We start from the raw sequence: 24,021 nt of genomic DNA, 5'->3' as shown, positions 1-24,021 counted from the left end.
GCTCCTTTTGGACGGGCCTATTTGACGAGGATCAGCGAGAGCGACGGGTAGAGCGAGAGCAGCACCAGGAGGACGCAGGAGATGACGAAGAAGGGCAGCGTCACCATGAACATCTTGCCGGGCTTGGCGCCGGTGACGGCGGCCGCGACGAAGAAGCAGAGCCCGACCGGCGGCGACAACAGGCCGAGCACCAGGTTGATCACCACGACGACGCCGAAATGCCTGGGGTCGATGTGGTAGACGTCGGTTGCAACAGGCAGCAGGATCGGCACCGTCATGATCAGGCCGGGAATGCCGTCGATGACAGTGCCGATCACCAGCAGGATGACGTTGCAGATCAGCATGAAGCTGATCGGGTCCTTGGCGGCCGTCTGGATCCACGCCGCGGTCTCCTGCGGCACCTTGCCGAAGATCAGGACCCACGAGAACACCGCGGCGGCGGCCACCAGGAACAGCACGATCGCGGAATAGATGCCACTGCGCAGCATCATCTGGGGCAGCTGCGAGAATTCGAACTCCTTGGTCCAGTATTTTCCGACCAGGGCTGCGGCGACCGCGCCGACGGCAGCGGACTCTGTTGCGTTGGCGAGGCCGCTAAGGATGGTGCCGACGATGACGATCGGGATCAGCAGGGTCGGCGAGGTCCGCACGATCGTCATCACGCGCTGGCGCGGCGTCTGATAGTCGGCGCGGGGATAATTGTAGATGTATCCCATCAGCGCGATGACGAGGCAGAACATCACGGTGAGGATGACGCCCGGCACGATGCCGGCGATCAGCATGTCGCTGACCGAGACCTGCGCGAGCACGCTGTAGACCACGAACATCACCGAGGGCGGGATGATCGGCCCGAGCATGCCGCCATAGGCGGTCAGTCCCGCCGCAAAAGTCTTGTCGTATCCCTTCTTCTCCATCTCCGGCACCATGATCTGGGCCATGATCGCGACCTGCGCGGTCGCAGATCCCAGGATCGAGGAGATGAACATGTTGGCGAGGATGTTGACGTAGGCGAGCCCGCCCTTCAGCGAACCGACAAACGCCATCGCCATGTCGACGATGCGGCGGGTGATGCCGCCGCCATTCATGATCTCGCCGATCAGGATGAAGAGCGGAATGGCGATCAGGCCGTAGCTGTCGACGCCGCCGAACAGCTGGAGCGGATAGGACTGGAACAGCACCGGATTGCCCGATGCGGCGATATAGACGAGGCCGGCGAGGCACAGGCAGAGCCCGATCGGCACGCCGACCAGCATGATCGCGACGAAGGCGGCAGACGTGATCATCAGTTGACCCCGTCGAGCTCGGAGAGCTGAAAGCCCATCAGTGGCGTGCGCGGGACCAGCTCGAGATCTTCGAGCAGATTGGCGAGGCCGTGAATGGTCATCGACACCGCGAAGATCGGCAGCGTCAAATAGAGCACCCAGGTCGGCCAGTTCAGCGTCTGGGTGTGCTCGGTGTAGAGGAAATTGAAGGTCTCGGCCGCGAGCTTGCGCCCGTCGAAGCCGGCGCGTGCCAGGCCGATCGGATCCATCCAGAGCACGCAGGTCATGATCAGGGCGACGCCGAACACCACGACGAGGCCGGTCGAGATGACCTTGGCGAGCTTCTGGTGCCGCGGCGAAAGCCGCTCCGTCAGCATCGTGACCGCGAAGTCGAGCCGCAGCCGCGTCATCGCGGAGGCGCCGATGAAGGTCAGCCAGACCACGCAATAAACAGCGGATTCATCGATCCAGTAGATCGGGAAGTGCGAATAGCGGGTGACGACGTTCACCAGGATCAGGCCGGTGAGCAGGTACATCAGGCCCATCAGCGCGAGACGCTCGAAGGCCAGCAGCGCGCTCGACGCCCTGATCACAATCCGCCGCGCGCTGAATGCGCGCGTTTCCGGCATCGTCCCTTCGATCATCAAAGGCCCCAACCCCCGCAAGATTTCTCGTGCCAAGGCCAAATGTATAATTTATACATTTTGGGTGTCAAACGGAGATTGCGGTCATTTCGGCGGCAGGACGCGCTTTTGCTGGGCACCTCACTTTTGCTGAGCACGCCAACATGCAAGAGAGGGACCGCTTCGCGCCGACGAGTCGGGAAGGACAACAGAAGGTCAGATGAAACAGCCTCTGAAGCATCGCACCCTGTCGGCGGCGATCGTGGACCAGCTCCGGCAGGCGATCCTCGACGGCACCTATCCGGCCGGATCGCAGCTGCGCCAGGATGCGCTTGGCGATGCCTATGGCGTCAGCCGCATTCCGGTGCGCGAGGCGCTATTCCAGCTCGAGGCCGAAGGGCTGGTGCGGATCGTTCCGCAAAAGGGCGCCATCGTCTCGGAGCTGTCGCTGGACGAGATCAACGACGTGTTCGATCTGCGCCGCATCCTTGAGCCGCGCCTGCTGGCACAGTCGGCGCCGCGTTTCACCGCGGATGATTTCGAGGGGCTCGACGACATCCACAAGCACTTCGAGAAGGCGATCAAGGCGCGCAATGTCAGCGAATGGGGCCAGCTCAACGCCGACTTCCACATGGCGCTCTACGTACACGCGCCGCAGCCGCGCACGCGCGCTATCGTGCTGTCGCTGCTTCAGACCAGCGACCGCTACACGCGCCTCCAGCTCTCCAACACCAAGGCGATGGGGACGGCCGAGAAAGAGCACGCCCATCTGATCGCACTGTGCCGTGCGGAGAAGGTCGATGAAGCCTGCCGCTTCCTGGAACGGCACATCGAGGCCGTGCGCAAGGATCTGTTGCAGGTGGTGGCCGGCAGCGCGCTCGCGCCGCGTGCGCGGCGCAAGCCGCAATCGTAGGGTGGGTTAGCCGAAGGCGTAACCCACCACCGTGTGTCTCCGCGGAAGCAGAAGAGGTGGCTTACGCCTCGCGGACTGCGCTGCGCGCATCCGCAAGGCTAACCCACCCTACGATCTTTGCCCACCTTACCGGCAGTTGCGATTGCCGCTACCTGCTGCCGTCGGGCCCCATCACCAGGTCCGGCAGCCAGGTCGAGATTTCAGGCACGAAGCAGAGCAGCAGCACCGCGAGCATCATCAGGAGCACGAAGGGCAGGGTGCCCCAGATCACCTCGCTCAGCGGGATGTCGGGCGCGACGTTGCGGATGACGAAGATGTTGAGGCCGACAGGTGGATGGATCAGCCCCATCTCCATCACGATGGTCATGACCACGCCGAACCAGATGATGTCGAAGTTCGCCGCGCGCAGCGGCGGCAGGATGATCGGCGCCGTCATCAGGATGATCGAGACCGGCGGCAGGAAGAAGCCGAGCACGACGACCATGACGAGGATCGCGAACAACAGGCCCCAGCGCGGCAGGTGCATCGCGACGACGGATTCGGCGGCCGACTGCGAGATGTGCAGATAGCTCATCACGTAGGAGTAGAGCAGCGACATGCCGATGATCATCATCAGCATGGTCGATTCCCGGATCGTCGACTTCATGATGGGCGCAAGGTCGCTCGGCCGCCACACGCTGTAGATCGCCGCGATCAGCGCCAGCGCCAGGAGGCCCCCGAGGCCTGCGGTCTCCGACGGCGTGGCGTAGCCGCCATAGAGCGCGATCATGACGCCGGTGAGCAGCAGCACGAACGGGATCACGCGCGGCAGCACGCTGAAGCGTTCGGCCAGCGTGTAGTCGTCGCGGGCGAGGATTGCGGCTTCCGGTCCGCCATTCTTGTAGATGGCTTCAGCCGCTGCATATTCCCGGCGGAAGCGGATCACGGCATAGGCTCCGAACAGGGACACCAGCAGCAGGCCCGGACCGATGCCGGCAAGGAACAAGCGCCCGAGGGACTTTTCCGCCGCGACCGCGAACAGGATCATGGTGATCGAGGGCGGCAGCAGGATGCCGAGCGTGCCGCCGGCGGCGATGATCCCGGCGGCAAAGCCGCCGGAATAGCCGCGCTTGCGCATCTCGGGGATGCCAGCCGAGCCGATCGCGGAGCAGGTCGCGGGCGAGGAGCCAGCCATTGCCGCGAACAGCGCGCAGGCGAACACGTTGGCGACGCCGAGCCCACCGGGGACGCGGTGCAGCCAGGCATGCAGGGCCAAATAGAGATCCTGGCCGGCACGCGACTTGCCGATCGCCGCGCCCTTCAGGATGAAGAGCGGGATCGACAGAAGCGTGATCGAGGCCATTTCCTCGTAGACGTTCTGGGTCACCGTATCGAGCGAGGCCGATGGCATGTAGATGCCCATGAACACGACCGCGACCGCGCCGAGCGCGAAGGCGATCGGCATGCCCGAGAACATCACCAGCAGCGTCGCAATCGCGTAGGCGAGGCCGATACCGAAAACGCTCATGGACGCTTGGCTCCTGCGAAAGGCAGCGCAAGCTGCACGAGAATCTGGACGCAGAGCAGGCTCATGCCGAACGCCATCAGCGAATAGGGAATGGCGAGTGGCGGCGACCACATCGAGTTCGAGACCTGACCATCGACATAGGCCTCATGGGCCAGCGTCCAGGACTTCCAGGTGAAGAAGGCGCAGAACAGGAATGTCGCGGCATCGACCAGCCAGAGCCTGATCCGGTTCGCCAGCGGCGAGAGCAGGCCGACGAAGGCCTCGATGCCGATATGACCGCGGTTCTGCTGCACATAGGCGGCCGTCATGAAGGTCGCCCCGACCAGCAGGAACACGGCGGCCTCGTCCTGCCAGTAGTTCGCGGCCTTGAACAAGGCGCGGCTGAGCACGCTGTAGCTCAGGATGGCGCAGGCCGCGACCAGCGCGATCGCTGCGAACACGATGATGATGCTGTTGAGGATGGCGAGACCGCGATCGATCGCCGCCGCAAGGCCGGTCCTTGCGGCAGCGTTTGCCTGGTCGTCACGATCCGGAAGCGGACCGTGGCTCATGCCGAGACGTCGGAGGCGAGCTTGAGCAGGTTCGCGGAGGTGGCGGTCTTGGCGCCGTAATCCTTCCACGCGGTGTCGCGGGCGATGTCGCGCCACTTGCCGACGGTCGCGGCATCGAGCACCGAGACCTTGGCGCCGGCCTTCTCGTAGACCTTGGCGACCTCGACGTCGTCGTCCTGCGCGCCCTTGCGACCAAAGGCTTCGAGCTCGGTGCCGACCGCGAGCAGCACGTCCTGCTGGTTCTTCGGCAGCTTGTCGAAGATCGCCTTCGACATCATCAAGGGCTCGAGCATGAACCAGTAGGAGGCGCCCGCGCCTGATGTCAGCGACTTCGCGACCTCTTCGAGGCGGAACGAGATCAGGCTGGTGGAGGAGGTGAGAGCGGCGTCGCAGGCGCCGGTCTGCATCGCCGCGTAGATTTCGTTCGAAGGCACCGACAGCACCGAGGCGCCGGCGGTCTGGAGCACCATGTCCATCTCGCGCGAGCCGCCGCGCACCTTCATGCCCTTGGCGTCTTCCGGCACGACGATCGGCTTGGAGCGGCTGGCGAGGCCGCCGGCCTGCCACACCCAGGTGAGCAGGATGATGCCCTTGTCGGCGAGGAAGTCCGAGAGCGCCTTGCCGACCGGCTCCTTCTTCCAGCGCATGCCCTGGTCGTAGGTGGTGACGAGGCCCGGCATCAGGCCGATATTGGTCTCGGGCAGTTCGCCGCCGGCGTAAGGCATCGGATAGAGCGAGATGTCGAGCGCGCCCTTGCGCATCGCGGAGAACTGCGCGTTGGTCTTGATCAGCGAGGAGTTCGGATAGATCTCAGCGGCAATGTCGCCATTGCTGCGCTTGGCGACTTCGGCGGCGAACATGCGGCACAGCCGGTCGCGGAAATCGCCCTTGTCGATGGTGCCGCCCGGGAATTGATGCGAGATCTTCAGCGTGGTGGCGGCATGCGCGGTGCCGGTGCCGAAGCGGAGAATGGCGGGTGCGGCGACGGCGGTCGCGATCAGGTGGCGGCGCGTGAGCATGGTGTGATTCCCTTGAACGTTTTTTTGAACGGTTCTTGTTTGGTGTGATTTGGGTCGGGCCTTGTGAGACCGGCGCAGAGGCCCATCCTAGCCGGTCTTTCGCCCGATGTTCTCTCATCTGATAGTTCGAGACCGAATGCCGCGGCAAGTGTCGGCCGTGCTGCGCTGCACACTTCCGTTCCCCGCAGGCTACGCCGAACGATGGACGGCGGCGGCGCGCAGAAATTTATCTGCGACCGCGTAACAACGCCGCGTGGCAATCCGTCGAGATTGAATAGCGGCGTCCGTCGCTGACAAACACCATCTCGAAGGGAAGACTAGTCATGACCATCCGCACCCGCATCGCGCTCGGCGTCTCGGCTGCCGCTCTCTCGCTTGGCCTCGCGCTGTCGCCGGCCGCCTTTGCCCAAGACAAGATGGGCGACAAGATGGGCAAGGAGGACGGTATGATGAAGAAGGACACGATGTCCAAGGACGGCATGAAGAAGGATGCCATGACCAAGGACGACGGCATGAAGAAGGATCACATGTCGAAGGACGGGATGAAGAAAGATGACGGGATGATGAAGAAGAACTGATCTTCCGTCGTCGCGGGAGGCGTTTGCGCAAGGCAGACGCGCGCTCTCGAAAGTCCGGGGGCGGTCAGGTGGACCGCCCCCGGAGCGATGTCTAGTTCAATTGAACGTGATTTGTGAACGTTACTTGCGCTTGGCCTTGCGGGCGGCGTAGCGGGCGTCGCGCTTGGCCTTCTGTTCAGCCTCGAGCGCAGCCGCCTTGGAGGCCGCTTCCTCGGCCTCACGCGCAAGTCGCGCAGCTTCGGCGGACTTGGCTTCTTCCTCAAGTCGCTTCTGCTCGGCCCTTTCGGCCTCGCGCGCAGCCTTTGCCTCGGCGCGCTTGGCCGCGAGCGCCTCGCGCTCGGCACGCTTCGCCGCAACCGACGGATCATCTGGCCCGGGCTGGGATTTGAATTTGTTCAAAAGATTTTTGCGGGCGTCTTGCGCCGCCTTTTGCCGGTCTGCAAAACCGGGTTCCCTGAATCCACTCATCGACGAGCCTTGTCTTCCTCGCTTTCGACCCTACATCACTGCGTGTTGGTACGTCGGCTGGGCATAGCGGGCGCCACGCGACGCACATGCGTGTACATCGCCGCGCGTCGCAACGCCACCCAATTCGCAGCCGATCAGGTAGACGAAAATCGCCCCCCGACGATCTCTCGTAGCCCGGAAAAACTGCCGAATTGTGATGTCCCTCATAAGGGAGCATGCGGTGCGGCGCCTAGCGTCCGCGCCAGCAAGACGGAGCACGGGCATGACTATCTTCCGATTGAGCCTGAAGGCGCTTGCAATCACTGTCGTGGTGGTCGCTGCGGCGGCCGCCGCGCTGCTGCTCGCCCGTCCGCAGCCGATCGAAAGTGCCGTCCTCGGCGCCGGCTGGGAGTGCAGCCAGACCGCATTCGTGCTCACGACCTGCGCACCACGCGTCCGTGAGTCGATCCCCGCGGTCGAAACCTCACGCAAGGATGCGATCCGGGCGACCCGCGGCTGAACCGGAGCTGATTGCGATGTGACGCGACGCCGCAGAGGTGTTAAAGCCGGCTCGCCCCCCGCGATCAGTCCGTCATGACCAAGCCCGAGTCCAAGCCAAAGCCAAAGCCAAAGCCAAAGCCCGAACCGGGTGACAGGCCCAGATCCGCGTCACCTCAATCCGGTGACAACCGCCGCGGCGCGGTCGCCGGCCTGATCATCGCGATCGTGATCCTCGGCGTCGGCTGGTGGCTTGCCCGCGATCTCACCGCCGCCAGCAAGATGCAGGACTGCCTGATGTCGGGGCGGAGCAATTGCAACGTGATCGAGCCGGCCCGCTAGCAGTGCTCAAGCACGCCCAATAGAGCCAAAAAATGCCGTGATCTTAATCATTTGTAACGGGACTTCGCCGATCAGGCAGGCCAGTTATGTCAGCCGGCATCAGCCCAGCGCGCGGCGAATCGCCTATCGCGCTGGGACCACGGCAATCGAAAGAGTAGGGGGTCAAGCACGCATGAGTGCGTCCAGCCGTATGAAGATCATCATTCCCTTGGTTTCGGCCATGTCGCTGCTCGCGCTCTCGGCGCAGGCGCAGGAAGCCCGGCCGCCGAAGGACGCGGGCCAACCGCCGGCAGGGCGAGCCGCGGGCGCACCGCCCCAGAACAATCAGAACATGCGCAAGGGCCCGCCGCCGCAGCAGGCGGCCCGGCCTGCGCCGCAGCCCGGCGGCCAGCCCCATGCGGGGCCCGGTCATCCAGGTCCTGGTGCCGGCCCAGCTGCCGGTCCAGCTCCTGGCCCGCGCAATGCGGGCGGTCCGCCGCCCGGCCGTAATTACGCCAGGGGTCCCGCACCGGCGCGCGACTGGGGCGGGCACGCCTATCGCGGCAATGTCGCCTGGGATGGCGGGCGCTGGCGCCACGAGGTCCACAACGGCCGCTCCGGCTGGTGGTGGGATGTCGGCGGCGTCTGGTACTATTATCCGCAGCGGATGGCCGGTCCGCCCGGTTATATCTCGGAGGAGTATTACGACGACGTGCCGGTCGCCTACGCCCCGCCGCCCGTTGCCTACGAACCGCCGCCTCCGCCGCCGCCGGCTGATCCCGGTGCGAGCGCGCTTGGCGGTGCCATTGTCGGTGGTGTGCTCGGCGGCCTGATCTCGGGTAACGCGTCGGGCGCCGCCGCAGGCGCCGTGATCGGCGGCGCCACCGGCGCGATCGCCGGTGCGACCGCTGCCTCGCGTCCCGGCTACTATCTGGCCGAGGGCAATTGCTACTACCGCTATCCGAGCGGCCAGTATGTGCAGGCCGATCCCCGCGCGTGCTACTGAGATTCCAGGCAGCTCTGAAACGAAGAGGCGGGCGAAAGGCCCGCTTCTTTTTTGTCCCGGTTTGTCATCCTGGCGCCGCGGCAGAATGACCGATCGCCTCGCGCCTCAAGACACCAGCCAGGTCATGAACGCCATGAGGCCCCAGACCAGGCCTGCGATCCACGCCAGCATCACGATGCCGATAGTCGCAAGAAAGGTGACGCCGAACACGTCGGGCCTTTTTCGCTGCGTGGGGACGTGAGCCTCGGCTGCTGCTTCTCGTGTCATGACCGCAAGACCACCCGTGCTTTCTCCCGCCTTTGGGAGCACTGAGATGTTCTAGCCGAGGCGCCGGGCGCTGGCTGTGACGCAATTCACATCCGTCTGGATGACGCCGGGTCTCACGGTTTCGTGCGGTATGGGCGTCGCACGGTCGCCGTGGCGCGTTTTAAAACCGCGGGTGCAGTTTCATATCCTGCACAATGTAAGCGTGTGGAAATCGCTCGCGACAACGCTGGTTATCCGCAATCATACGGACGAAATTGCCATGCACTTGTCCAGATCGGACGGCTAGAATCCGCCTCATGTGTCACAAGTACGATCCACAGCACGAAGCCGAGGCGGCGATGAAGCGCGCTGCGGCATCCGAAGGCCCCGACCGGCAAAGACTCATCGAGCTCGCCATTGCCTGGCATCAGCTGGCCCGCGACCGGCGCGACGATGAACCGACGGAATAGTCGGATTGAGGCGACGACTGCCGGCCGAATCCTTTAGCCTTCGATCCAGCACAAGCGACGTCTCGTTCCTGTTGAAGCATGAGCCGCAGCCAACGTGCTGATCTCGTTCCAGGCTGCTGCTGTCAAACGCCGGGATCAATGCTCGCCGGTTTCGGCCTGGGCTCGTGACCCTGGATGCATGGTCGATCCGCCGAACGGCGGTTCTGGTCGCTCCCGCCCGCCAGCGAACGAACGGCGAAGGCCAGCTGGTGCTGGCTCGCCGCGACGCTCATGATGGAAGCTTGTGCCACCTCGAGGTGTCTTGCCATCCCGCCGGAGTTCAGGTCCACGCCCGCATCGATCGCCAAAAACGACATTGCGGCGACGGCAATTCCGGACCCGACGGCCATTCCTGTCCATTCAGATGACGGCATCACAAAAATCTTCGACACCTTTTTCGCGTGCCCGATAGATAGGACCCTCTCGTCGCCAGGACAGGCCTGCGCACGCATTCTTGAAGTGCGACAGATTTGCAAATCACGTTGCCACGGAGATCGCGGGCCGGGATGATTTCTGGCCCTGCCGTCGGCTCGGCCAAGCCAGAATGAAGCCAATCCGCTCGAAGAGCTAAGACTGGCGATCCCAGCAGAACAAGCACATCAAGCCATTCCAGCAACTTAGACTGGCAAACTGGCCATCCGGACCAGATTGACCCGCAAGCGCTTTTTCCGACGTTGGCAAATCTCGCGGAGATCCGGGCGAGGAGGGTGGCTCGGCTCTACTCACTCCCGATCGCCACGGCGGCGACGGTCTCCATGCTCGCCTACGGGGTACGGGCATGATGGCGCACCAGATTGCCGCCAAAGCCGCTGGCGGCCGGGTCTCTGTCGTCCTGTTCCGCAACCCTGCCGACGGTAGCGAGGCCTCCGGGGTCGCCTATATGGCCGTCGGGAGCAGCACCGCCGCGGACTGGATCTCTCCGCAGCGCTTTACCGACCAGGCGCACGCCGATGCCGCCGCTGCCGTGCTGGCAGCCTTCCTGGGGGTGCGCGTGGGGGCGGGGCAATGAGCTGGCAAGCCACCGCGTGGGCCGCCAAACAGCGGGCGGGCTCGCCGGGCGCTAAGCTGTTGCTGTTGGCGCTCGCCAACTACGCCGACGACACGGGGCATTCTTGGCCGTCCCAGGAGACGTTGGCGACCGACACGGAGCAATCGGTCGACACGGTCCAACGCCAGCTACGCAAGCTGGAAGCCGCAAAGCTCATCGAGAAGGCCGTGAGGCCTCAGGGCCGTGGTCGGTGGCCGGGCCGGACCTACAGGCTGAACATGCCTGTTGCAGAAAAGTCCAAGCCGCAATCTGCGGCATGGTCAGAACAGGAAAACCCGTCGATCCCGCCCGAGGGTTTCGGGCCTCACCATGCCGCACCAGACCCGTCCACCGTACCGCATAGCTATGCGGTGTCTCCGTGCCGCACAGCTATGCGGCATGAACAGACAATAGAACCGTCAAAAGAACCGCCAGCCCAACATCAGCATCTCAGAGGTGCTGCGCGCGAGAGCCCCAAAGGAAGGCCGTCAGTCGCGGAGAGGCAGGCGGGTTTCCAGAGGAAGCGAGGCAATGTCGAGACCGTTCAAAACCGCATAGCACAGCGGCTAGGTGCGGACGGATGGGTGATCCTCCAAGCAATCGGGGAGCGTGATCTAGACCGACTGACTAAGCTCCAAGAGCGGGGGCGGCTATCAGACAGCGCCATAGAGCGCCTCCGGCTCGCCTTCAGGGCGATGAGTGCAGCATGACTCGGCCAGTGGATGCATGGGCTCCAGGGGGCGGAGGGGCAGGTCAAATCTCTCGAGCCGTTTCCTTTCCGGACCGGTGGCATCCCAAAATTCGCACCTTGGCAAAATTGCATCGCGGAAATCGAGTTTGACATGACCAGAGGACGAAAGCCTAAGCCTCCGCATCTCCGCTTGGTCGACGGGACCCACAGGCCCGATCGTCACGGTGATGCAAAGCAAGTCCAAGACGGCGTGTCTCAGGCGGCTGCCGCCTTCGGCCCGCTCCAGAGGCCAGCGTACCTGAAGGCGTTCGCCAAGGAAGCCTGGGAGCGCTACGTCGCGCCGGCGAGCTGGCTGGACGCTTCGCGGGAGCCGGCAGCAATCGCGTTCTGCGAGCTCTGGAGCGAGTTGCGGAAGGCACCCGCACAGTTTCCCGCGGCTAAGCACACGCAGCTTCGCGGCTTCATGTCCGATTTGGGCCTGACCGACGAACGTCGGCGGCCGGTCAAAGCTGACCAGGGCCGAGATGAGTTCTTCGATGACTAAGCTGTCTTTGCTCGAATGCGCCTCTCTGGAAGAGGACGCAGCTGAGTTGGCGCGCCGCGCGGACCGATCGACGAACCCCGCTGTCCGTAGCGTATACCTCCGCGCATCCCGACTTCTGCTGCAAAAGTTCGTCGACGACGACAAGCTAATCGATGATGCCGAAAACCTGCTTGCCTCGGGCACAGCGCATTCCATCAACAATGCGCTGGAGATGGTCGCTCGCGCTGCCGGCGCGCACAGCGCCCGTGAATTGCACGCCGACGTCGAGCGACTCCGACGTCGGCTAAAGAAGAGACGTGCACGGAAACCTTCCCACGAGTGGAGCGAAAACAGTTCTCCAGATGCAGAAGTGTAGATAGCGTGTCGGTGGTCGAAGTTTCGAGGAAATGTCATATGGCGGTTGCTGCATTGAAATCGGCGAAGCGAGAATTTGTCGTTCCCTCACTTTCGGAGGCGTCGCCCCAGTACGCTAAGTTGCTCACGCGTAGGAATGAGTTGCAGGCCCAACGGGCAACGACCGACGCGGAGATCCGCCGGCTGGTTACGGCGCTGCAGAGTACACCGCGGGAGCTGCATCGGACCAAAATAGCGGAGCTTTTGGGAGATCAGGTGCCGCACGGTGCCGAACCCGCGCCATCGCGAGAGCAACTGAATGAGCTTCGGCAGCATCTCAGCGCTATCGATGAAGCTGTTTCGTTGATCGAAACCCGGATCGCGCAAGAGCGCATCAAGGCATCCGCTGTGGTTTGTGATCAGGTTCAGGACGAGCACCGACGGCGCGTGCGGGATATCTGCTTCAAGCTTATCGAGTTGCGCGAAGCCATGCTGGCTTACTCGCAACTCGTCGACACGTTCAACGATGAGGATATTGCTTGGAGCCGACTGTTACCGTCGCAGCTACTTGCTCTCGGCAATCCGCGTGATCGGCAGTCAGAAGCGGCGCTGTATCTGCGTGCGGCCGTCAAGAGCGGCTTTCTTGATCAGAACGAAGTGCCGGAGGCTGTCCGATGAAGGAAGTAAGTTTTCAATCCGCGGCGCAGGGAGCTGCGCGCAAAGCCAAGTCTGACACCACCCGAATCTGCATCCTTAGATTTTCCGATGGCCGCAAGCTTGAATTCAGGGATGGTGACGTGCCCTCGGCGAAAGAGATTGCCCTCTTCTACAAGAAGAGGGCGGAAAAGCGCGCAGTTTGCGCGGCGAAGATCCCCGAAATGAAGCGCCGCTTGGCGGCATTGCGTGGGGCCAGACTGGCGCGAGCGCACTAGAGCGCCGCAGCAACAACAGCGGAATGAGAAGAGGTTTCAGGTCATGACAAACAGCTTTCGCGTCGAGGTTAATGGTCGGAGCCTGTCAACAATTCGGGATGCTTCCTTGGCCGATCTCGAGGCCCTAGGTGTGCGGCTCGGAGTTCAATGCGAGCAGCGTATTATGAGGGGGTACGACAAAGATCCCGCTCAGCCGGATACATCATCGCTCGCCGTGCAGGACCATTACACAGCGATGGTGAACGATTTTGTTTCACACTGGCGCGCTACCACCGGTCTGACTGATGCCGGCGAAGCTGCCTATCGGAAGGGCTTCCAGTGCGGGTTCCAGAAGGCGGACCATGACCCGCGCGAGGAGGTGTCTCGTAGCATATCCGCGACTGAAGATGCATCGCTGAAGCCCTACTTGGAATCGAGAGATTGAAGGCCCCCGGCCCCCAGGGGGGTGGATCGAATCTCTTCGACCGTTTCCTTTCCGGACCGGTGGGGCCCCCAAAACATAGATTTCGCAGAATTCTAGAAAGCGGGACATGGGACGTAGGAAGAAACTGGCAGAAATCGATCGTTTGGACGGCAATCCGAGCCGGCGTTTGATTGAGGAAAGCGGCATCGAAGCGCTGGGGGAGCCCTTCATCCCTGAGCACCTTTCCGATGACGCTCGCGGATGCATCGATGTGATCAAACAGGCGATGCCGCCGAACATCTACTCCGCCCTCGACAGCTTCATACTTTCGGCGTTTGCGACGGCTTGGGCGATCCATAAGAAAGCCACGCTCGTTATCAGCGATCCGAAGTTTCAGTGGATCGAGGCCAGCAAGCGCGGTGCCGGTATCGAGAGCGCTTGGATCAAAATGCAGCGACAACAGGCGGCCCTAATGGCTTCGCTTGGTGACCGGCTCGGCCTCGATCCGAAGAGCCGCGCAGCGCTCAAAATGCCAGACGCGACCAAGCGGAAGAGCAAGTTCGCAGGTCTGCTCGGAGCCCAGTCCTATTCATCGTCTCTAAAAAATTGAAAGGCCCCATGCAGATGGAAGCGGATAAGATGCAGAAACTGAGCAAAGCAGAGCTCGAATTACTCGCGAAGTTGCGCAGCGGCGATCCGTTCCGCCTCGCGATCAATTGCCAGGGACCAAGAGAGTGGACGGTCACGACCGCGCCGGCGCTTCCCGAAGTTCACCCGGTCAATACCGGGGGCGGCTACTCCTTTGACGACGCCTGGGAGCATTGCCACCGATGACCCTCGCCCGAAAATCGTTCTTTGTGCAGGACCGCGACGGAAATATCGTCCCGGGTGCGCATGTGGAAGTGCGCAAGGAGGAGCTGGGCCAGCCTCTTGCACCGCTCTACACGGATCGGGCTGGAACGATCAGCGCCGGAAATCCCATCGACGCGGACTCGGAAGGGTATGTCTATTTCCACGTGGCCGGAGGCTACTATCAAATCCGAGTTTACACCGGCACTAGCGGGGCTCCGACCACGGAGCATTTTGATCGCTATGTCGGCATTGGTCTGGCCCAGGGCAGCGATGTGGCGCCGACGCCAAAACCGATCGTCATCCTCTGTATGGGGCAATCTGACTTCGTGCAGCGTCCGGCCTATACCTGGACTCCGGCGTCAAACGTATCGTCATGGAATTGGGACGACAACGACGGCACCGTCGGCACGGCGTTCGTGGCCGTGCCTGGCTCGACCATCAACATGCCGGAGCGCATCGGCTCAGTTATCGCTGAGATATATGCTGATCGACCCGTGTACGTCATAGGTATTGCAATCGGCAGCCAGCCGATCTCGCACTGGATGACCGGCGCCAGCTCGCCGGACATGTACGCCAACACCAAGGTGAACGTGGAGGCTGCACTTGCCGTACTTGGCCTCTCCAAGATCGACGAGGTTTATTGGTGGCAGGGCGAGAACGCGACCTCCACGCCGGAGACCTATGCGGCGGACTTCACGACCGTCATGAACCGCTTCCGCGGAGAAACGTGGTTCCCGCGATCGACGCCGATCACCATTTTCAGCATTGCGCCGACATCCATCAGCGGCAATGCCTACACTGACCAACAGAATCTGATGCTTCAACAGGTCGTGCGGGACGAGCCTGATCTTCGGCGGTTTGTCTACACGGGCCAACTTGGCGCCGCCGCTTGGGCGGATACTCTGCACCCTAGCGGCGTCGGAATGTTCGACATGGGTAGGATGGGCGCGGAGGCTCGCCACAAGGGCGAGACCCACCAGCCGCTGTTCGATCCGGTGACGCACATCCAAAGCAATGGCTCTCTGGGCCGTCCGGCGGCTCGCAACCTCATCAAAGGTGGTGACTTAACCGTCAATCCTTGGCGGTACGGCACGTCGTTTACCAGTGCGGCGAACGGCGCGAAGATCCTTGATGGTTTTACGTGGGTCCAGTCTGGCGCCGGCGTTGTCGATATCTTGAAAACGACTGACGCGCCGACCATCGCGCAGGCCGGAATCTTCACTCAGCACTGCCTGCATGTCGATGTTACAACGGCTGATGCCTCGATCGGGAGCACTGATTACTACGGCATCCAGGCGACAATCAGCGGTCTTGATTGCAGCTTCCTTGGCTTCGGTCAGACTGGCGCGCTCTCGATCGTCATTCCGTTTTGGGTGAAATCGTCGGTCACAGGAAATTATTTCGTCGCGGTCGAGAACAGCGCGCAGAATCGCTCCTATAATGTCCAGTACACCATCAACGCCGCAGACACGTGGGAGAAAAAGTACGTCGTCATTCCGGGGGACACCTCCGGAACGTGGCTATACACGTCAGCAATCGGCTTGCGAGTGCTCTGGACCATCGCGTCGGGCGATACGTATCTGTTCACGCCGAATGTCTGGAACGCCGCGGACGTTCGCGTTGGCAACGCCACGCGCGCCAATGGCATGTCTTCGACCAGTAACAATTTCAAGTTGGCGCTGATCCAGAGCGAGGAGGGCAGCTTCCCGTCAGTCTTCGCTCGCGTGCCTGGTACGCCTGGCCTAGTGGGATATGCAATCGGGTCCGGCGGAACCGTCACTCAGGCGACGAGCAAGTCGACTGGCGTCACGTTGGATGCCCTCTGCGGCGCCGTCACCATGAATGCAGCTGCGCTCGCTGCCGGCACGATCGTTTCGTTTCCGATGGTTAACGTCACGGCCGCTGCCGGCGATCTCGTGGTTGCGAACCACGTGTCTGGCGGAACGCCTGGTGCCTACACCATCAACGCGAGGTCAACGACGGGTTCGGTGACCTTCGACGTCAGGAACAACACTGCCGGCTCTCTCTCGGAGGCGATCGTCATCCAGTTCGCAATCATCAAGGGCGTGACGAGCTAACGTCCTGCGCACCCTTCGATTGTGAATACGCCAGCTAATTTCGTGCCAGACCCATCAATTCTCAGGTCAACTAATCGGGAGGCTTCACATGGCCGGATCAAGCGTGGTGGGGGCTTTAAGGGTCGTGGGGGCACGTCGTTGCCATGCTGGAGGCCATCCAGGCGGAGTACGATCGCCGGCAAGGGACATCGAGCGCCGGCCGGACGCCGATCGGGCGGGCGTAGGCGCGCGCCGAAGTCCTCGTTACTAGCCGTTAGTAACGAGGCTTAGGATGACCCGATAGAACGTCTGTACAGTGGGAATTAACAAGAGTGCAAATCCGATAGCATAGCAGCCTGCAGTGCACAGCCGTAGGATCGGTTTGCTGTGATCTTGGGCCATGTAGGAAAGGGCTAGCACGTCGTTGCGAGTATTCTCATTAAAGGCCACGTCTGCCAGTTCGTCGACAAATATCGATCGTATCCTATTGGGAAAGGCCATCGCATAAGCCAATTTCGACGTATCTGGGGGCGCGTGTCGATCCTCGTAGACTTCGTGATCCAGTTCGCTTTCTGGATTTTCGCGGGCCCATGCCCCAAAGACCTCTAGAACAACATTGTGGAAGAGTATCTGAAAATCGCCTGGCGCCCCCGCTCGGCGAAACCAGACCGGCGATGTGATGAATAGCTGCTCATCCTCGCTAAACCAATCCCAAAAGCAAGACTCGTATGCAATCTGGCGCAGCATAATCCTGAATTTTGGCTTGCTGGCGAACTGTGATTCAATCGACTGAAAGGCGGATGCCGACGAGTGATCCTTAATCGTTGTAGGACAGAATAGACCGAATAAAGCTGATCCAAAGCCGAGGAAGCTGAGACCGAAGTAGGTGTAATACAAGCGAGATAGCGTCAGTACGTGAGCCGCATCGTTAAGCTGTTCGCCACCGTCTTGGTTCAGGTGTAGCCACCGCCTGACCAGCTCTGGAGAGAGCGAAAGGGCCTCGACCACGGTTTGGTTGAAAAGAATGGTCGACCCCAGAAATGGTACGATCACGGTAAAGGCCAGCAGCCGCGACTGGCCAATGCGACGAATTGCCGACCAAGGGACTTTAGCAATTGGGTGATTTTCCAACGTCCGGAAGATCGCGCTATTCCACCTTTGGCGAAACGCGCTGCCCAAACCGGAGAGCTTACTGGTGACAGATGTAAGGTCCATGCTACATGCAACGCGGGCAAGAGATTAGAGACGATCGAGGTTGGCCAAAAGCCAAATCTTGAACTCGACCATGCGAGGCGACCAATTTTCTATCTTTGACGCCGCTCTCGCAATCATGAAAGCCGCGGAGGAGCAGGCGATCTCCATTGATGGTTGCCCCCCATGCTTGAGCCAATCGCGCTCTATATTAAGGATAGATATCCACTGGGCCTTGGTGAACCGTTCTAACGCTTTTGGCGATGACTTTAGCTCGCCGAACATGTGCAAGCCTTTTCGTTCGATCATGCCTTCGGCTGCACCGGCCAAGGTAAGGGCTACATCGAAATCACCGGCTTCCAGGGCATCAATTGCCGCGTCGACCTGACGGCACATCGCTTGCTCAATCGTCAGGAACCGGGCGGTGCCGATCGATACGTTCAGAGGTGATTCTGGAAGCGGCATAGCATCAGATGTCGCTGAACTCTTCTCGCAACGACAGGCTTTCCATCAAACCTTCTTCTGAGCCAAAGAGCCCGTAGGCGTTCAATCCGTAATCCTCCAATTCAGTCATGACCTTTTCGCGCTCCGAACTCGGTAGCTCGAATTTGAAGATGATGTCCTGCTGGAAGTCCTTCTTAGGGTCGAACGGCTTGCAAACGTCGTTGTGGCTGAGGAAATATGGTCCGCCGTCGCTCCACATCGTGCAAACAGTATATTGCGAGCGTTGCGCGAAATGTCGCCTTGGACCTGAAACATAGGGCCCACACACGCGGATTGACGGCACGTCATTGCCGCCAACCTTCATCCCGCTTTTGTCGCGCTCACGATATGCGAAAATAGCCACGTTGTCCGCGATGGGGTGTGCTCTGAAAGCAAAGAACGCCGCCACGAACCGCGACGTGCTCCAATCCAATAAAGGAGAGGGGAAGCCGTGGTGGCGAAGGTACGACATGTAGGCATAGTGAGGCGGCGCTTGCCTGGAGAAACGCATCGAGAAGTCTTCGTAGGTGGAGCATATCCTTTGAATTTTCGGATAATCGACATCGGCATCGTCGCTCCACTTTAGGCCGGTGAAAGCTTCGATTTCCGATTTGATCCGCAGTACCATGCCGTAGTGATCTTCCACAGAATCGCTATGCGTGCTTCGTTCGAGAGTTGTCTGAAGGTCCCAATCGCTAGACGAGTGGCCCCTGAAAAGAATCGATGCATGATCTGCGCGCGCCTGATCAATCAGCCGTGTGGTCTGCGATTTGAAGTCATCCCAGGAAACAACTGTTGCGGTCACGATGCACCCCTGCCAATCGTCGTGATTAGGGATTGAGATCTGCGGTTTTGACAAGGATCCTGGGTTCGCTTTGTTCAAACTGATCGGCGTAATACTTTCGACTGGCGCAATCTAAAACACGGTCTCTTAACCGTTCGAATTGGTCATCTCGCTCGTGGGCTCTAATGTCGGAACGTCTTTCTGCATCGTCCATCGCTGCGTCACTGACGCCACACTGGACCACCGAACCGCCATCGAGCATATCGAAAAGGTAGGTGCCGGTTCGGGAGTTGTGGCCGCGGGTTCGTTGAAAGGTGAGGGGCATCAGGCGTTCCGTCGAATAATTAGTTTCAGCGTGGTTTGGTAGATTGAGGTGCAAACGCTTGGACGAGCGACGTTATGAATAGCAGAGCCGACGGCAGACCCTGAGTAAGTCAATGACGTCTTAGGCTCCCGCGGGACCTTGGGCCACATCGATTACATGTCGGTCTGTGCCTACGGTGATAACGATAGTGTAGGTCTTAGGACCGCCGCCTTGGTCAGTTGGTGGCGCAAGGTGGAGTTGTCCTCCGTACCATTCGGCTGGCATCAAGGTGTTGTCCTTGATTACGGCTTGCTCTAGCGCCGCCATGTTGCGCTGGCCTGTCTCGACAGTGGCCGCGATCATTGCTTCGTTTTGAACGGCCGCGTTGTTCTGCGCGATCACGGCCGCAGTGGGGCTGTAGAACGTTCCGGTACGTCCGCTGGGAGTTGTGTAGCTCCCGTGCCCAGCGTTCGCGGCACTGTAAGCGTTGGCGCCCGCGGCCAAGCCGGTGAGGAGGGCTGCGGCTACTTGCCGGCTTCGCTCCTCTTGGACCAGCATCTCGTAGGTCACGACCTTCATTTCGAAGTCGGAGCCCGCGGCATGCTGGACGGCTTCGACTTGCCCAACGCGGAAGTCCACCGGCTGCTTGCTTAGATTGTTGATGCCGATAACGAAGACGGGCCTTCCGTTCGCCTGCAATTGCCTGGCCGCAGGCCGCACCAGGACAAGCGAGCTCTTCTGCCGAGAGACAAGGGCCGGCTGCCCGTCTCGCATGAGTGCTTGCTGCTGCGGATTTGACGCGCGGAAAGAAACCGTCTCGCCGGCGGACATGCAGCCGCCCAGCACGGCGCAAAGCGCCAAAATAACCAAATTACGCATGAAGGATCCCCCGACCCGGAAAAAGACATCCAAGCTCAACCGCTGCGCGAGTGCAATAGGCCGGGCACGTAAAAGGCCGGCGACCTGGGAATATTACGGGTGGCACGGGGTCGGTGCGGCTGTAGGCATGCACCGCGATAGTGCACATCTATGGTCGGTGGATTGCCACCAATGATCCTTTGACCCGCCGCGACTCAGGTGCCGCTTTCAGCAGCGCAATTCTGCGCTTCGGTGGAGGCGGAAATGGCAAGTGCTCAGCAGACCAGGTCAGAGTCTCACCGTGCCGCTTATCTGAAGTGGCACGACGTTCCGCCCGGCATGCCGGCAGACCTGGCTGATGAGTTTATGAAGCGTCTCACGGAAGGAAGCACGCTGCGAAAGCTCACATCCGGGAGCAAAGGCTGTGCGCCGGCGCTGGTGACGCCGCAACGCTTCAAAAAGCATTGCGAACTTCATCCGGAATGGGCTGTTGAGGCAATGCGCTTAGCGAAAGCCAACGCCAAAGCGGCCGACCGATTGAAATCCGTCAACAGCTTCTGGAGGAAGAGGACACAAGAGCTGTGTTTGAAGGGACTGCACCCAATGGTCGGCGACAACTTGCGGATTGATCCATCAACCGGAAGACGCGCCTGCCTCGCCTGCCGGAAAATCGCGGCGAAGAACCCGCCGCCTATGAAGCCGGCTATGATTGCGCTTGTAAAGCGCGAGCTCGATCGGGGCATCTCCTTGAGCCAGATGACCTTCGGTCGCCCGACTGGTGGAGGCGCGGTAAACCCCTCCTTGAAAATTGTCGACCCTGCGGTCTTCTACCATCAGCGACGAATTGATCCGGAGTTCGATCGTTACATCGTCGAGCGCATCGCAAATAACAGCAGCCGCGGCCAACGGATCAGATATGCGCGGGCTCGAGCCCGCGTCCAATCGGCGGAGCGTCGCGAAGAAGCAAATGACTACGAAAAGATCCTCGCACTATTCCCGATCAGCTTCCCTGGTCGAGAAGACGCTGCGCAAGACGTCTTCGTTGCATTGTTCGATAAATCGCTAAGGCGGGAGGACGTCAGGGCGCGGGTGAAGCAATTCATAGCTGGCCACAATCGGATGTTTCCCACCAACTTCGCAAAGTTTGGCGATAGCCCCTTGGTGTCCCTAGATGAGGCCCTGTTCGAAGACGGTTCGGGTACTAGGGGCGAAAACGTGTCCCGTGGGCTCTGGGACTAGGCGCGCGCCGAAGCGCCCCCCGAAGTTCCATGTTATTCAGGGCGGCAAATCTTAGCAGTGTTGCGAAAAAGTGACCGGTCGACCCTATTGCAGCAGGAACTTGACTGTACTACGTGAATTACGTACAAATGCATGGTACGTTAATTACGTAGTAACCGAACCATGCATACGGTCGCCCGTACTAAACCATTTGACGCAGCCGCGAAGCAAGCGGGCCTGAGCGAAGATGAAGTCTTCGACATCATAACCTATCTGGCGGAGAATCCCGAGGCCGGAGAGGAAATGGTGGGTACCGGAGGGTGCCGGAAGGTTCGATTCGCAGGACGCGGCAAAGGGAAGAGCGGCGGGTATCGGACGATCACGTTCTACTCTGGTGAGACAATGCCGGTCTTTCTCATCACGGTATTCGCTAAAGGGGAAAAGGCAACATTGACAGGCAAAGAAGCGGCGGGGCTGAAGGCCCTCACTAAACTGATCGTAGAAGAATACAAAAAGAAAATATCCAGCTTGGCAGAGCGGAGAGGATTAGCGGGATGAGTAAAAAAGCTTTTGACAAGATCGCAGCGGGCCTGACCGAAGCGCTGGAGATCGCGCGCGGCAATTCCAAACCCACTAAGCTCTATGTCCCCGCCGAGATCAACGTTCGCGGCATTCGGAAAAAACTCGGACTCTCTCAGGACGACTTCGCGCAAGAGTTTGGATTTACGATCAATCAAATCCGCGATTGGGAACAAGGCAGGTCTCGTCCACTGGACGGCTTGCGCGCCTATCTGATGATAATCGAACGAAACCCGCAGGCAGTTCTTACCCTGCTCCGAGACGGCGCAAAGTCCGCCAAGGGTGCTCGAAAGAGCCGCAAGGCGGCGGCCTGACTGTCTAGCACGCGAATCGGCTCGCCATTTCCCGCGCAGAAGTCCATGGTACTTTGAGGCGCTTGAGGACTATGTGAAGCGCCAGAAAAGGCGCCTAGAGCGGGATGCGAAAGAGGCCGCCAAACTGAGGCGGCCCACGCGAGGAGGCAATTGTGAGCCTGCAAGAGCCAATGTCGTTCCTGACCAAGATGTTAGGTGAGACCGTTGGCTTCGTTGTGTTCGCAATATTGTTCGCTGCCTACTTTCCCGTTTTTGCGGCTTGGTTCATCGCGAACGCCATTTCTATGGGTGTTTTCGCGATGCTGACTGATGGTTCTCCCCCTGAGAATCGCGGGGGTCTGTGGTGGATATTTCCGGCAATTCCAACCTTGGTTCTGATCGGGGGCGGTATTGTGTGGACCGTGTTGCTGGCGTCAGCTCTGCTTCGCAATCTTTGAAATTAGGACAGTCGCCAAATCAACTTAAGACACTAGGGGTCAAATACGGACAGTACCGCCCTGTTCGTTGATGGCTCAGGGACCAGGGGCGACAACGTCAGCCGCGGGCTCTGGGATTGAGGCGCCCAAAGAGCATCGATTTCTACCAAATGAATGGTACGATGGGTTGCGGAGCCGGAGAACTCCCGCGCGCTGCCTGCGGCAGTCCTGAGGACGGGTTTTGGAATGTCAGAAGGCCGTATCGGACCGATCCGCAAGACAATCGTGCTGTGCTTCTATTTGGCCCTGATTGCACTTGGCTCCTGGTGCACTGTCGAATGGTTGGTTTACGGCGGCAGGGGCATCCTGTTTAGAGCCGCTGGCTTTCTAGCCCTTTTCGGAGGGTACCTTTTGTGGACAGACTTCCTGTCTCCAAATCGAGAGCTTTAATGCCCTAGCGCGGCGCATCATTGCCTAAGAACGCGCCGAAGCGCACCCCGAAAGGGGTGGATTTTTAACCAAATCAGTGGTGGGATGCTCGCGGAGCTTCAGAACTCCCGATGCGGTCCCTTGCCGGGGATTTGCGCATCATCCGCGATAGGCGGGCCAAGAGCCTTGCCGGGCTTCCTTGTCCGCTGAAAATTGTACCGTGCCCATTTGCCGTGGGCCGCGACCGGCTCACTATGCCGGGAGTGCCACGGCTATGCAATACCCCTCGGGGAAAGGCCGTGGCGCACGTTCTCGCGGACGTGTTCTGAAACTCCCGGTGCCAGCCCGCCGCTGGTGCCCGGCCTTCAGAAGCCGGTTTATACCGCGAGCACCATCCCATGACACTAGCTAGACCCATGTTCCCGCCCGCAGCGGGCCTCGCCCATGCGCCCATCCCGCCCGGGCTTCGTCGTCAAGAACGGGAGCGGCAAAGGGCCCTCAGGCGCCTCGCCAGACTCAGGAAAGAGGCAGAGGCCGAGATCACCAGGCTGATCGCGTTCCTGGACGCTTCCGACCCCTATGCCAGCACCGAGCTGGAAGATCAGGTGGACGACGGCCCCTGCGACGACAACGAGCTCGACCGGGATCACAGTGACGACGAGCCCAGCCTAGGGGCACTGGAGGGGCATGCCGATCAGGATGGCGTTGCCTGGGACGCCACTTGGCAGGGCCATGGCTCCCACGATCGCGAACTAGACCCGGCCGAAGCCGGCATAGGCGACCAGGCGGGCCTCCTAGAGCAGGTCGGCTCGCAGGACTGGACGCACACGGTGATGGCATGAAAGAGGAGCTCTGGCATCGCCGCCACGCCGTCCAAATCGTGTCCGCCCTGCCGGAGGACCCCGAGGACGCGCTCGCGGTTCTGCGGCTGGCTATGCAGCTCGTGACTGGCTTCCTGGCCGGCTCTGAGGCACCGAAGCCGGCACCGGTTATCGTGCTCGCCAAGCGATTTGAGCCCTGACAATCAGGCCCGCCGGTTCACGCCGGCGGGCTTCTAGTTTGGCTAAATGCCGTCAAACAGATGCCTGTGGGGTGAGTGTGGAGAACTGAAATCGCTCTTCTCCCA

At 60.9% G+C, this 24,021-nt stretch carries 34 protein-coding genes; 21 read left to right on the top strand and 13 right to left on the bottom strand.

Annotation, left to right across the window (positions count from 1 at the left end):
* Window positions 1–17: 17 nt before the first annotated feature.
* A complete protein-coding gene (locus BM118_RS03430) occupies window positions 18–1,283 on the bottom strand; it encodes a TRAP transporter large permease (protein WP_092182221.1) in 1,266 nt (421 codons plus the stop codon).
* Window positions 1,283–1,891: a TRAP transporter small permease gene (locus tag BM118_RS03425; RefSeq protein WP_092184239.1), complete on the bottom strand. Its 609-nt coding sequence runs from the start codon at window positions 1,889–1,891 to the stop codon at window positions 1,283–1,285. Before BM118_RS03425 ends, BM118_RS03430 begins: the two co-directional genes overlap by 1 nt.
* A 214-nt stretch (window positions 1,892–2,105) precedes the next feature.
* Between BM118_RS03425 and BM118_RS03420 the strand changes: the two genes are divergently transcribed.
* A complete protein-coding gene (locus BM118_RS03420) occupies window positions 2,106–2,798 on the top strand; it encodes a GntR family transcriptional regulator (RefSeq protein WP_092182219.1) in 693 nt (230 codons plus the stop codon).
* Window positions 2,799–2,946: 148 nt separating this feature from the next.
* Here BM118_RS03420 and BM118_RS03415 read toward each other — a convergent pair whose 3' ends face one another.
* The 3 genes from BM118_RS03415 to BM118_RS03405 are packed head-to-tail and all read right to left on the bottom strand — an operon-like array spanning window position 2,947 to window position 5,875.
* Window positions 2,947–4,305, bottom strand: coding sequence for a TRAP transporter large permease (locus BM118_RS03415; protein ID WP_092182217.1), 1,359 nt, complete (start codon window positions 4,303–4,305; stop codon window positions 2,947–2,949).
* The gene (locus tag BM118_RS03410; RefSeq protein ID WP_092182215.1) at window positions 4,302–4,856 is read right to left on the bottom strand and encodes a TRAP transporter small permease; all 555 of its coding nucleotides are present in this window, start codon (window positions 4,854–4,856) and stop codon (window positions 4,302–4,304) included. Before BM118_RS03410 ends, BM118_RS03415 begins: the two co-directional genes overlap by 4 nt.
* A complete protein-coding gene (locus BM118_RS03405; RefSeq protein ID WP_092182213.1) occupies window positions 4,853–5,875 on the bottom strand; it encodes a TRAP transporter substrate-binding protein in 1,023 nt (340 codons plus the stop codon). Before BM118_RS03405 ends, BM118_RS03410 begins: the two co-directional genes overlap by 4 nt.
* Window positions 5,876–6,198: 323 nt before the next feature.
* On the opposite strand from BM118_RS03405, the gene BM118_RS03400 reads away from it, so the two are divergent.
* Window positions 6,199–6,453: a pentapeptide MXKDX repeat protein gene (locus BM118_RS03400; RefSeq protein WP_092182211.1), complete on the top strand. Its 255-nt coding sequence runs from the start codon at window positions 6,199–6,201 to the stop codon at window positions 6,451–6,453.
* Window positions 6,454–6,573: 120 nt separating this feature from the next.
* Here the strand turns inward: BM118_RS03400 and BM118_RS03395 are convergent, their stop codons facing one another.
* A complete protein-coding gene (locus tag BM118_RS03395; RefSeq protein WP_092182209.1) occupies window positions 6,574–6,921 on the bottom strand; it encodes a DUF6481 family protein in 348 nt (115 codons plus the stop codon).
* A gap of 262 nt (window positions 6,922–7,183) precedes the next feature.
* Between BM118_RS03395 and BM118_RS03390 the strand changes: the two genes are divergently transcribed.
* The 3 genes from BM118_RS03390 to BM118_RS03380 all read left to right on the top strand — a co-directional run bounded on the left by BM118_RS03390 (window position 7,184) and on the right by BM118_RS03380 (window position 8,725).
* A complete protein-coding gene (locus tag BM118_RS03390; RefSeq protein WP_177233985.1) occupies window positions 7,184–7,420 on the top strand; it encodes a hypothetical protein in 237 nt (78 codons plus the stop codon).
* 74 nt (window positions 7,421–7,494) lie between these two features.
* Window positions 7,495–7,740, top strand: a complete 246-nt coding sequence (locus tag BM118_RS03385) for a hypothetical protein (protein ID WP_092182205.1) — start codon at window positions 7,495–7,497, stop codon at window positions 7,738–7,740.
* Between the two features lie 172 nt (window positions 7,741–7,912).
* Entirely contained in the window at window positions 7,913–8,725 is an 813-nt protein-coding gene (locus BM118_RS03380) for a hypothetical protein (RefSeq protein ID WP_092182203.1), read from the top strand.
* 105 nt (window positions 8,726–8,830) lie between these two features.
* Here the strand turns inward: BM118_RS03380 and BM118_RS03375 are convergent, their stop codons facing one another.
* Together BM118_RS03375 and BM118_RS42150 are read right to left on the bottom strand one after the other, a co-directional pair.
* The gene (locus tag BM118_RS03375; RefSeq protein ID WP_092182201.1) at window positions 8,831–8,992 is read right to left on the bottom strand and encodes a hypothetical protein; all 162 of its coding nucleotides are present in this window, start codon (window positions 8,990–8,992) and stop codon (window positions 8,831–8,833) included.
* A 571-nt stretch (window positions 8,993–9,563) separates the two neighbouring features.
* On the bottom strand, window positions 9,564–9,872 hold the full coding sequence (locus BM118_RS42150) for a hypothetical protein (protein ID WP_244550041.1): 309 nt from the start codon (window positions 9,870–9,872) through the stop codon (window positions 9,564–9,566).
* Window positions 9,873–10,258: 386 nt separating this feature from the next.
* Here BM118_RS42150 and BM118_RS03365 point away from each other — a divergent pair, with 386 nt between their 5' ends.
* From BM118_RS03365 to BM118_RS03320, 10 genes are all read left to right on the top strand, one after another.
* Window positions 10,259–10,489 carry a hypothetical protein gene (locus BM118_RS03365; protein WP_092182199.1) on the top strand — a complete coding sequence of 77 codons (231 nt, stop codon included), beginning with the start codon at window positions 10,259–10,261 and terminating at the stop codon, window positions 10,487–10,489.
* The gene (locus BM118_RS42730) at window positions 10,486–11,217 is read left to right on the top strand and encodes a helix-turn-helix domain-containing protein (RefSeq protein ID WP_092182197.1); all 732 of its coding nucleotides are present in this window, start codon (window positions 10,486–10,488) and stop codon (window positions 11,215–11,217) included. The genes BM118_RS03365 and BM118_RS42730 overlap by 4 nt, the downstream gene beginning before the upstream one ends.
* 231 nt (window positions 11,218–11,448) lie before the next feature.
* Window positions 11,449–11,742 carry a hypothetical protein gene (locus BM118_RS03355; protein ID WP_210189029.1) on the top strand — a complete coding sequence of 98 codons (294 nt, stop codon included), beginning with the start codon at window positions 11,449–11,451 and terminating at the stop codon, window positions 11,740–11,742.
* Complete coding sequence (locus BM118_RS03350) at window positions 11,735–12,097, top strand: hypothetical protein (RefSeq protein WP_092182193.1); 363 nt, start codon at window positions 11,735–11,737, stop codon at window positions 12,095–12,097. Before BM118_RS03355 ends, BM118_RS03350 begins: the two co-directional genes overlap by 8 nt.
* 38 nt (window positions 12,098–12,135) lie before the next feature.
* The gene (locus BM118_RS03345) at window positions 12,136–12,753 is read left to right on the top strand and encodes a hypothetical protein (protein WP_092182191.1); all 618 of its coding nucleotides are present in this window, start codon (window positions 12,136–12,138) and stop codon (window positions 12,751–12,753) included.
* The gene (locus BM118_RS03340) at window positions 12,750–13,007 is read left to right on the top strand and encodes a hypothetical protein (RefSeq protein ID WP_092182189.1); all 258 of its coding nucleotides are present in this window, start codon (window positions 12,750–12,752) and stop codon (window positions 13,005–13,007) included. Before BM118_RS03345 ends, BM118_RS03340 begins: the two co-directional genes overlap by 4 nt.
* A gap of 106 nt (window positions 13,008–13,113) precedes the next feature.
* The gene (locus BM118_RS03335) at window positions 13,114–13,431 is read left to right on the top strand and encodes a hypothetical protein (protein ID WP_143099410.1); all 318 of its coding nucleotides are present in this window, start codon (window positions 13,114–13,116) and stop codon (window positions 13,429–13,431) included.
* A 106-nt stretch (window positions 13,432–13,537) separates the two neighbouring features.
* Entirely contained in the window at window positions 13,538–14,020 is a 483-nt protein-coding gene (locus BM118_RS03330) for a P27 family phage terminase small subunit (protein WP_092182185.1), read from the top strand.
* An 8-nt stretch (window positions 14,021–14,028) separates the two neighbouring features.
* On the top strand, window positions 14,029–14,244 hold the full coding sequence (locus BM118_RS03325; protein WP_092182182.1) for a hypothetical protein: 216 nt from the start codon (window positions 14,029–14,031) through the stop codon (window positions 14,242–14,244).
* Window positions 14,241–16,340, top strand: coding sequence for a sialate O-acetylesterase (locus BM118_RS03320; protein WP_092182180.1), 2,100 nt, complete (start codon window positions 14,241–14,243; stop codon window positions 16,338–16,340). Before BM118_RS03325 ends, BM118_RS03320 begins: the two co-directional genes overlap by 4 nt.
* Window positions 16,341–16,586: 246 nt before the next feature.
* Here the strand turns inward: BM118_RS03320 and BM118_RS03315 are convergent, their stop codons facing one another.
* From BM118_RS03315 to BM118_RS03295, 5 genes are all read right to left on the bottom strand, one after another.
* A complete protein-coding gene (locus tag BM118_RS03315; RefSeq protein WP_092182178.1) occupies window positions 16,587–17,534 on the bottom strand; it encodes a hypothetical protein in 948 nt (315 codons plus the stop codon).
* Between the two features lie 24 nt (window positions 17,535–17,558).
* A complete protein-coding gene (locus BM118_RS39925) occupies window positions 17,559–17,975 on the bottom strand; it encodes a hypothetical protein (protein WP_143099409.1) in 417 nt (138 codons plus the stop codon).
* Between the two features lie 4 nt (window positions 17,976–17,979).
* The gene (locus BM118_RS03305; RefSeq protein ID WP_177233984.1) at window positions 17,980–18,798 is read right to left on the bottom strand and encodes an FRG domain-containing protein; all 819 of its coding nucleotides are present in this window, start codon (window positions 18,796–18,798) and stop codon (window positions 17,980–17,982) included.
* Window positions 18,799–18,823: 25 nt separating this feature from the next.
* Window positions 18,824–19,102, bottom strand: coding sequence for a DUF1488 family protein (locus BM118_RS03300; protein ID WP_092182170.1), 279 nt, complete (start codon window positions 19,100–19,102; stop codon window positions 18,824–18,826).
* A 120-nt stretch (window positions 19,103–19,222) separates the two neighbouring features.
* Complete coding sequence (locus BM118_RS03295) at window positions 19,223–19,960, bottom strand: hypothetical protein (protein ID WP_092182167.1); 738 nt, start codon at window positions 19,958–19,960, stop codon at window positions 19,223–19,225.
* A 243-nt stretch (window positions 19,961–20,203) separates the two neighbouring features.
* On the opposite strand from BM118_RS03295, the gene BM118_RS03290 reads away from it, so the two are divergent.
* The 6 genes from BM118_RS03290 to BM118_RS03265 all read left to right on the top strand — a co-directional run bounded on the left by BM118_RS03290 (window position 20,204) and on the right by BM118_RS03265 (window position 23,916).
* Window positions 20,204–21,178: a hypothetical protein gene (locus BM118_RS03290; RefSeq protein ID WP_143099408.1), complete on the top strand. Its 975-nt coding sequence runs from the start codon at window positions 20,204–20,206 to the stop codon at window positions 21,176–21,178.
* A 162-nt stretch (window positions 21,179–21,340) separates the two neighbouring features.
* Entirely contained in the window at window positions 21,341–21,715 is a 375-nt protein-coding gene (locus BM118_RS03285) for a type II toxin-antitoxin system RelE/ParE family toxin (RefSeq protein WP_092182159.1), read from the top strand.
* Window positions 21,712–22,050 carry a helix-turn-helix domain-containing protein gene (locus BM118_RS03280; RefSeq protein ID WP_092182156.1) on the top strand — a complete coding sequence of 113 codons (339 nt, stop codon included), beginning with the start codon at window positions 21,712–21,714 and terminating at the stop codon, window positions 22,048–22,050. The genes BM118_RS03285 and BM118_RS03280 overlap by 4 nt, the downstream gene beginning before the upstream one ends.
* Window positions 22,051–22,202: 152 nt before the next feature.
* Window positions 22,203–22,487, top strand: a complete 285-nt coding sequence (locus BM118_RS03275) for a hypothetical protein (RefSeq protein ID WP_143099407.1) — start codon at window positions 22,203–22,205, stop codon at window positions 22,485–22,487.
* A gap of 824 nt (window positions 22,488–23,311) precedes the next feature.
* On the top strand, window positions 23,312–23,737 hold the full coding sequence (locus tag BM118_RS03270; protein ID WP_092182149.1) for a hypothetical protein: 426 nt from the start codon (window positions 23,312–23,314) through the stop codon (window positions 23,735–23,737).
* A complete protein-coding gene (locus BM118_RS03265; protein WP_092182146.1) occupies window positions 23,734–23,916 on the top strand; it encodes a hypothetical protein in 183 nt (60 codons plus the stop codon). Before BM118_RS03270 ends, BM118_RS03265 begins: the two co-directional genes overlap by 4 nt.
* The last annotated feature ends 105 nt before the right edge of the window (window positions 23,917–24,021 follow it).

This window comes from Bradyrhizobium sp. cf659, from assembly GCF_900113725.1.
Classification (GTDB): Bacteria; Pseudomonadota; Alphaproteobacteria; order Rhizobiales; family Xanthobacteraceae; genus Bradyrhizobium.
The sequence above is the reverse complement of the archived record's forward strand: the minus strand, read 5'-3'. Positions and strand labels throughout refer to the sequence as shown.

Coding starts and splice junctions, on each gene's coding strand:
- BM118_RS03320 (WP_092182180.1), top strand. CDS start 14,241: ATGACCCTCGCCCGAAAATCGTTCTTTGTGCAGGACCGCGACGGAAAT.
- BM118_RS03425 (WP_092184239.1), bottom strand. CDS start 1,891: ATGCCGGAAACGCGCGCATTCAGCGCGCGGCGGATTGTGATCAGGGCG.
- BM118_RS03285 (WP_092182159.1), top strand. CDS start 21,341: ATGCATACGGTCGCCCGTACTAAACCATTTGACGCAGCCGCGAAGCAA.
- BM118_RS03400 (WP_092182211.1), top strand. CDS start 6,199: ATGACCATCCGCACCCGCATCGCGCTCGGCGTCTCGGCTGCCGCTCTC.
- BM118_RS03315 (WP_092182178.1), bottom strand. CDS start 17,534: ATGGACCTTACATCTGTCACCAGTAAGCTCTCCGGTTTGGGCAGCGCG.
- BM118_RS03390 (WP_177233985.1), top strand. CDS start 7,184: ATGACTATCTTCCGATTGAGCCTGAAGGCGCTTGCAATCACTGTCGTG.
- BM118_RS03340 (WP_092182189.1), top strand. CDS start 12,750: ATGAAGGAAGTAAGTTTTCAATCCGCGGCGCAGGGAGCTGCGCGCAAA.
- BM118_RS03415 (WP_092182217.1), bottom strand. CDS start 4,305: ATGAGCGTTTTCGGTATCGGCCTCGCCTACGCGATTGCGACGCTGCTG.
- BM118_RS03330 (WP_092182185.1), top strand. CDS start 13,538: ATGGGACGTAGGAAGAAACTGGCAGAAATCGATCGTTTGGACGGCAAT.
- BM118_RS03430 (WP_092182221.1), bottom strand. CDS start 1,283: ATGATCACGTCTGCCGCCTTCGTCGCGATCATGCTGGTCGGCGTGCCG.
- BM118_RS03350 (WP_092182193.1), top strand. CDS start 11,735: ATGACTAAGCTGTCTTTGCTCGAATGCGCCTCTCTGGAAGAGGACGCA.
- BM118_RS03270 (WP_092182149.1), top strand. CDS start 23,312: ATGTTCCCGCCCGCAGCGGGCCTCGCCCATGCGCCCATCCCGCCCGGG.
- BM118_RS03325 (WP_092182182.1), top strand. CDS start 14,029: ATGCAGATGGAAGCGGATAAGATGCAGAAACTGAGCAAAGCAGAGCTC.
- BM118_RS03395 (WP_092182209.1), bottom strand. CDS start 6,921: ATGAGTGGATTCAGGGAACCCGGTTTTGCAGACCGGCAAAAGGCGGCG.
- BM118_RS39925 (WP_143099409.1), bottom strand. CDS start 17,975: ATGCCGCTTCCAGAATCACCTCTGAACGTATCGATCGGCACCGCCCGG.
- BM118_RS03375 (WP_092182201.1), bottom strand. CDS start 8,992: ATGACACGAGAAGCAGCAGCCGAGGCTCACGTCCCCACGCAGCGAAAA.
- BM118_RS03420 (WP_092182219.1), top strand. CDS start 2,106: ATGAAACAGCCTCTGAAGCATCGCACCCTGTCGGCGGCGATCGTGGAC.
- BM118_RS03345 (WP_092182191.1), top strand. CDS start 12,136: ATGGCGGTTGCTGCATTGAAATCGGCGAAGCGAGAATTTGTCGTTCCC.
- BM118_RS03365 (WP_092182199.1), top strand. CDS start 10,259: ATGATGGCGCACCAGATTGCCGCCAAAGCCGCTGGCGGCCGGGTCTCT.
- BM118_RS03405 (WP_092182213.1), bottom strand. CDS start 5,875: ATGCTCACGCGCCGCCACCTGATCGCGACCGCCGTCGCCGCACCCGCC.
- BM118_RS03295 (WP_092182167.1), bottom strand. CDS start 19,960: ATGCGTAATTTGGTTATTTTGGCGCTTTGCGCCGTGCTGGGCGGCTGC.
- BM118_RS03410 (WP_092182215.1), bottom strand. CDS start 4,856: ATGAGCCACGGTCCGCTTCCGGATCGTGACGACCAGGCAAACGCTGCC.
- BM118_RS03385 (WP_092182205.1), top strand. CDS start 7,495: ATGACCAAGCCCGAGTCCAAGCCAAAGCCAAAGCCAAAGCCAAAGCCC.
- BM118_RS03300 (WP_092182170.1), bottom strand. CDS start 19,102: ATGCCCCTCACCTTTCAACGAACCCGCGGCCACAACTCCCGAACCGGC.
- BM118_RS42730 (WP_092182197.1), top strand. CDS start 10,486: ATGAGCTGGCAAGCCACCGCGTGGGCCGCCAAACAGCGGGCGGGCTCG.
- BM118_RS03265 (WP_092182146.1), top strand. CDS start 23,734: ATGAAAGAGGAGCTCTGGCATCGCCGCCACGCCGTCCAAATCGTGTCC.
- BM118_RS03380 (WP_092182203.1), top strand. CDS start 7,913: ATGAGTGCGTCCAGCCGTATGAAGATCATCATTCCCTTGGTTTCGGCC.
- BM118_RS03280 (WP_092182156.1), top strand. CDS start 21,712: ATGAGTAAAAAAGCTTTTGACAAGATCGCAGCGGGCCTGACCGAAGCG.
- BM118_RS03290 (WP_143099408.1), top strand. CDS start 20,204: ATGGCAAGTGCTCAGCAGACCAGGTCAGAGTCTCACCGTGCCGCTTAT.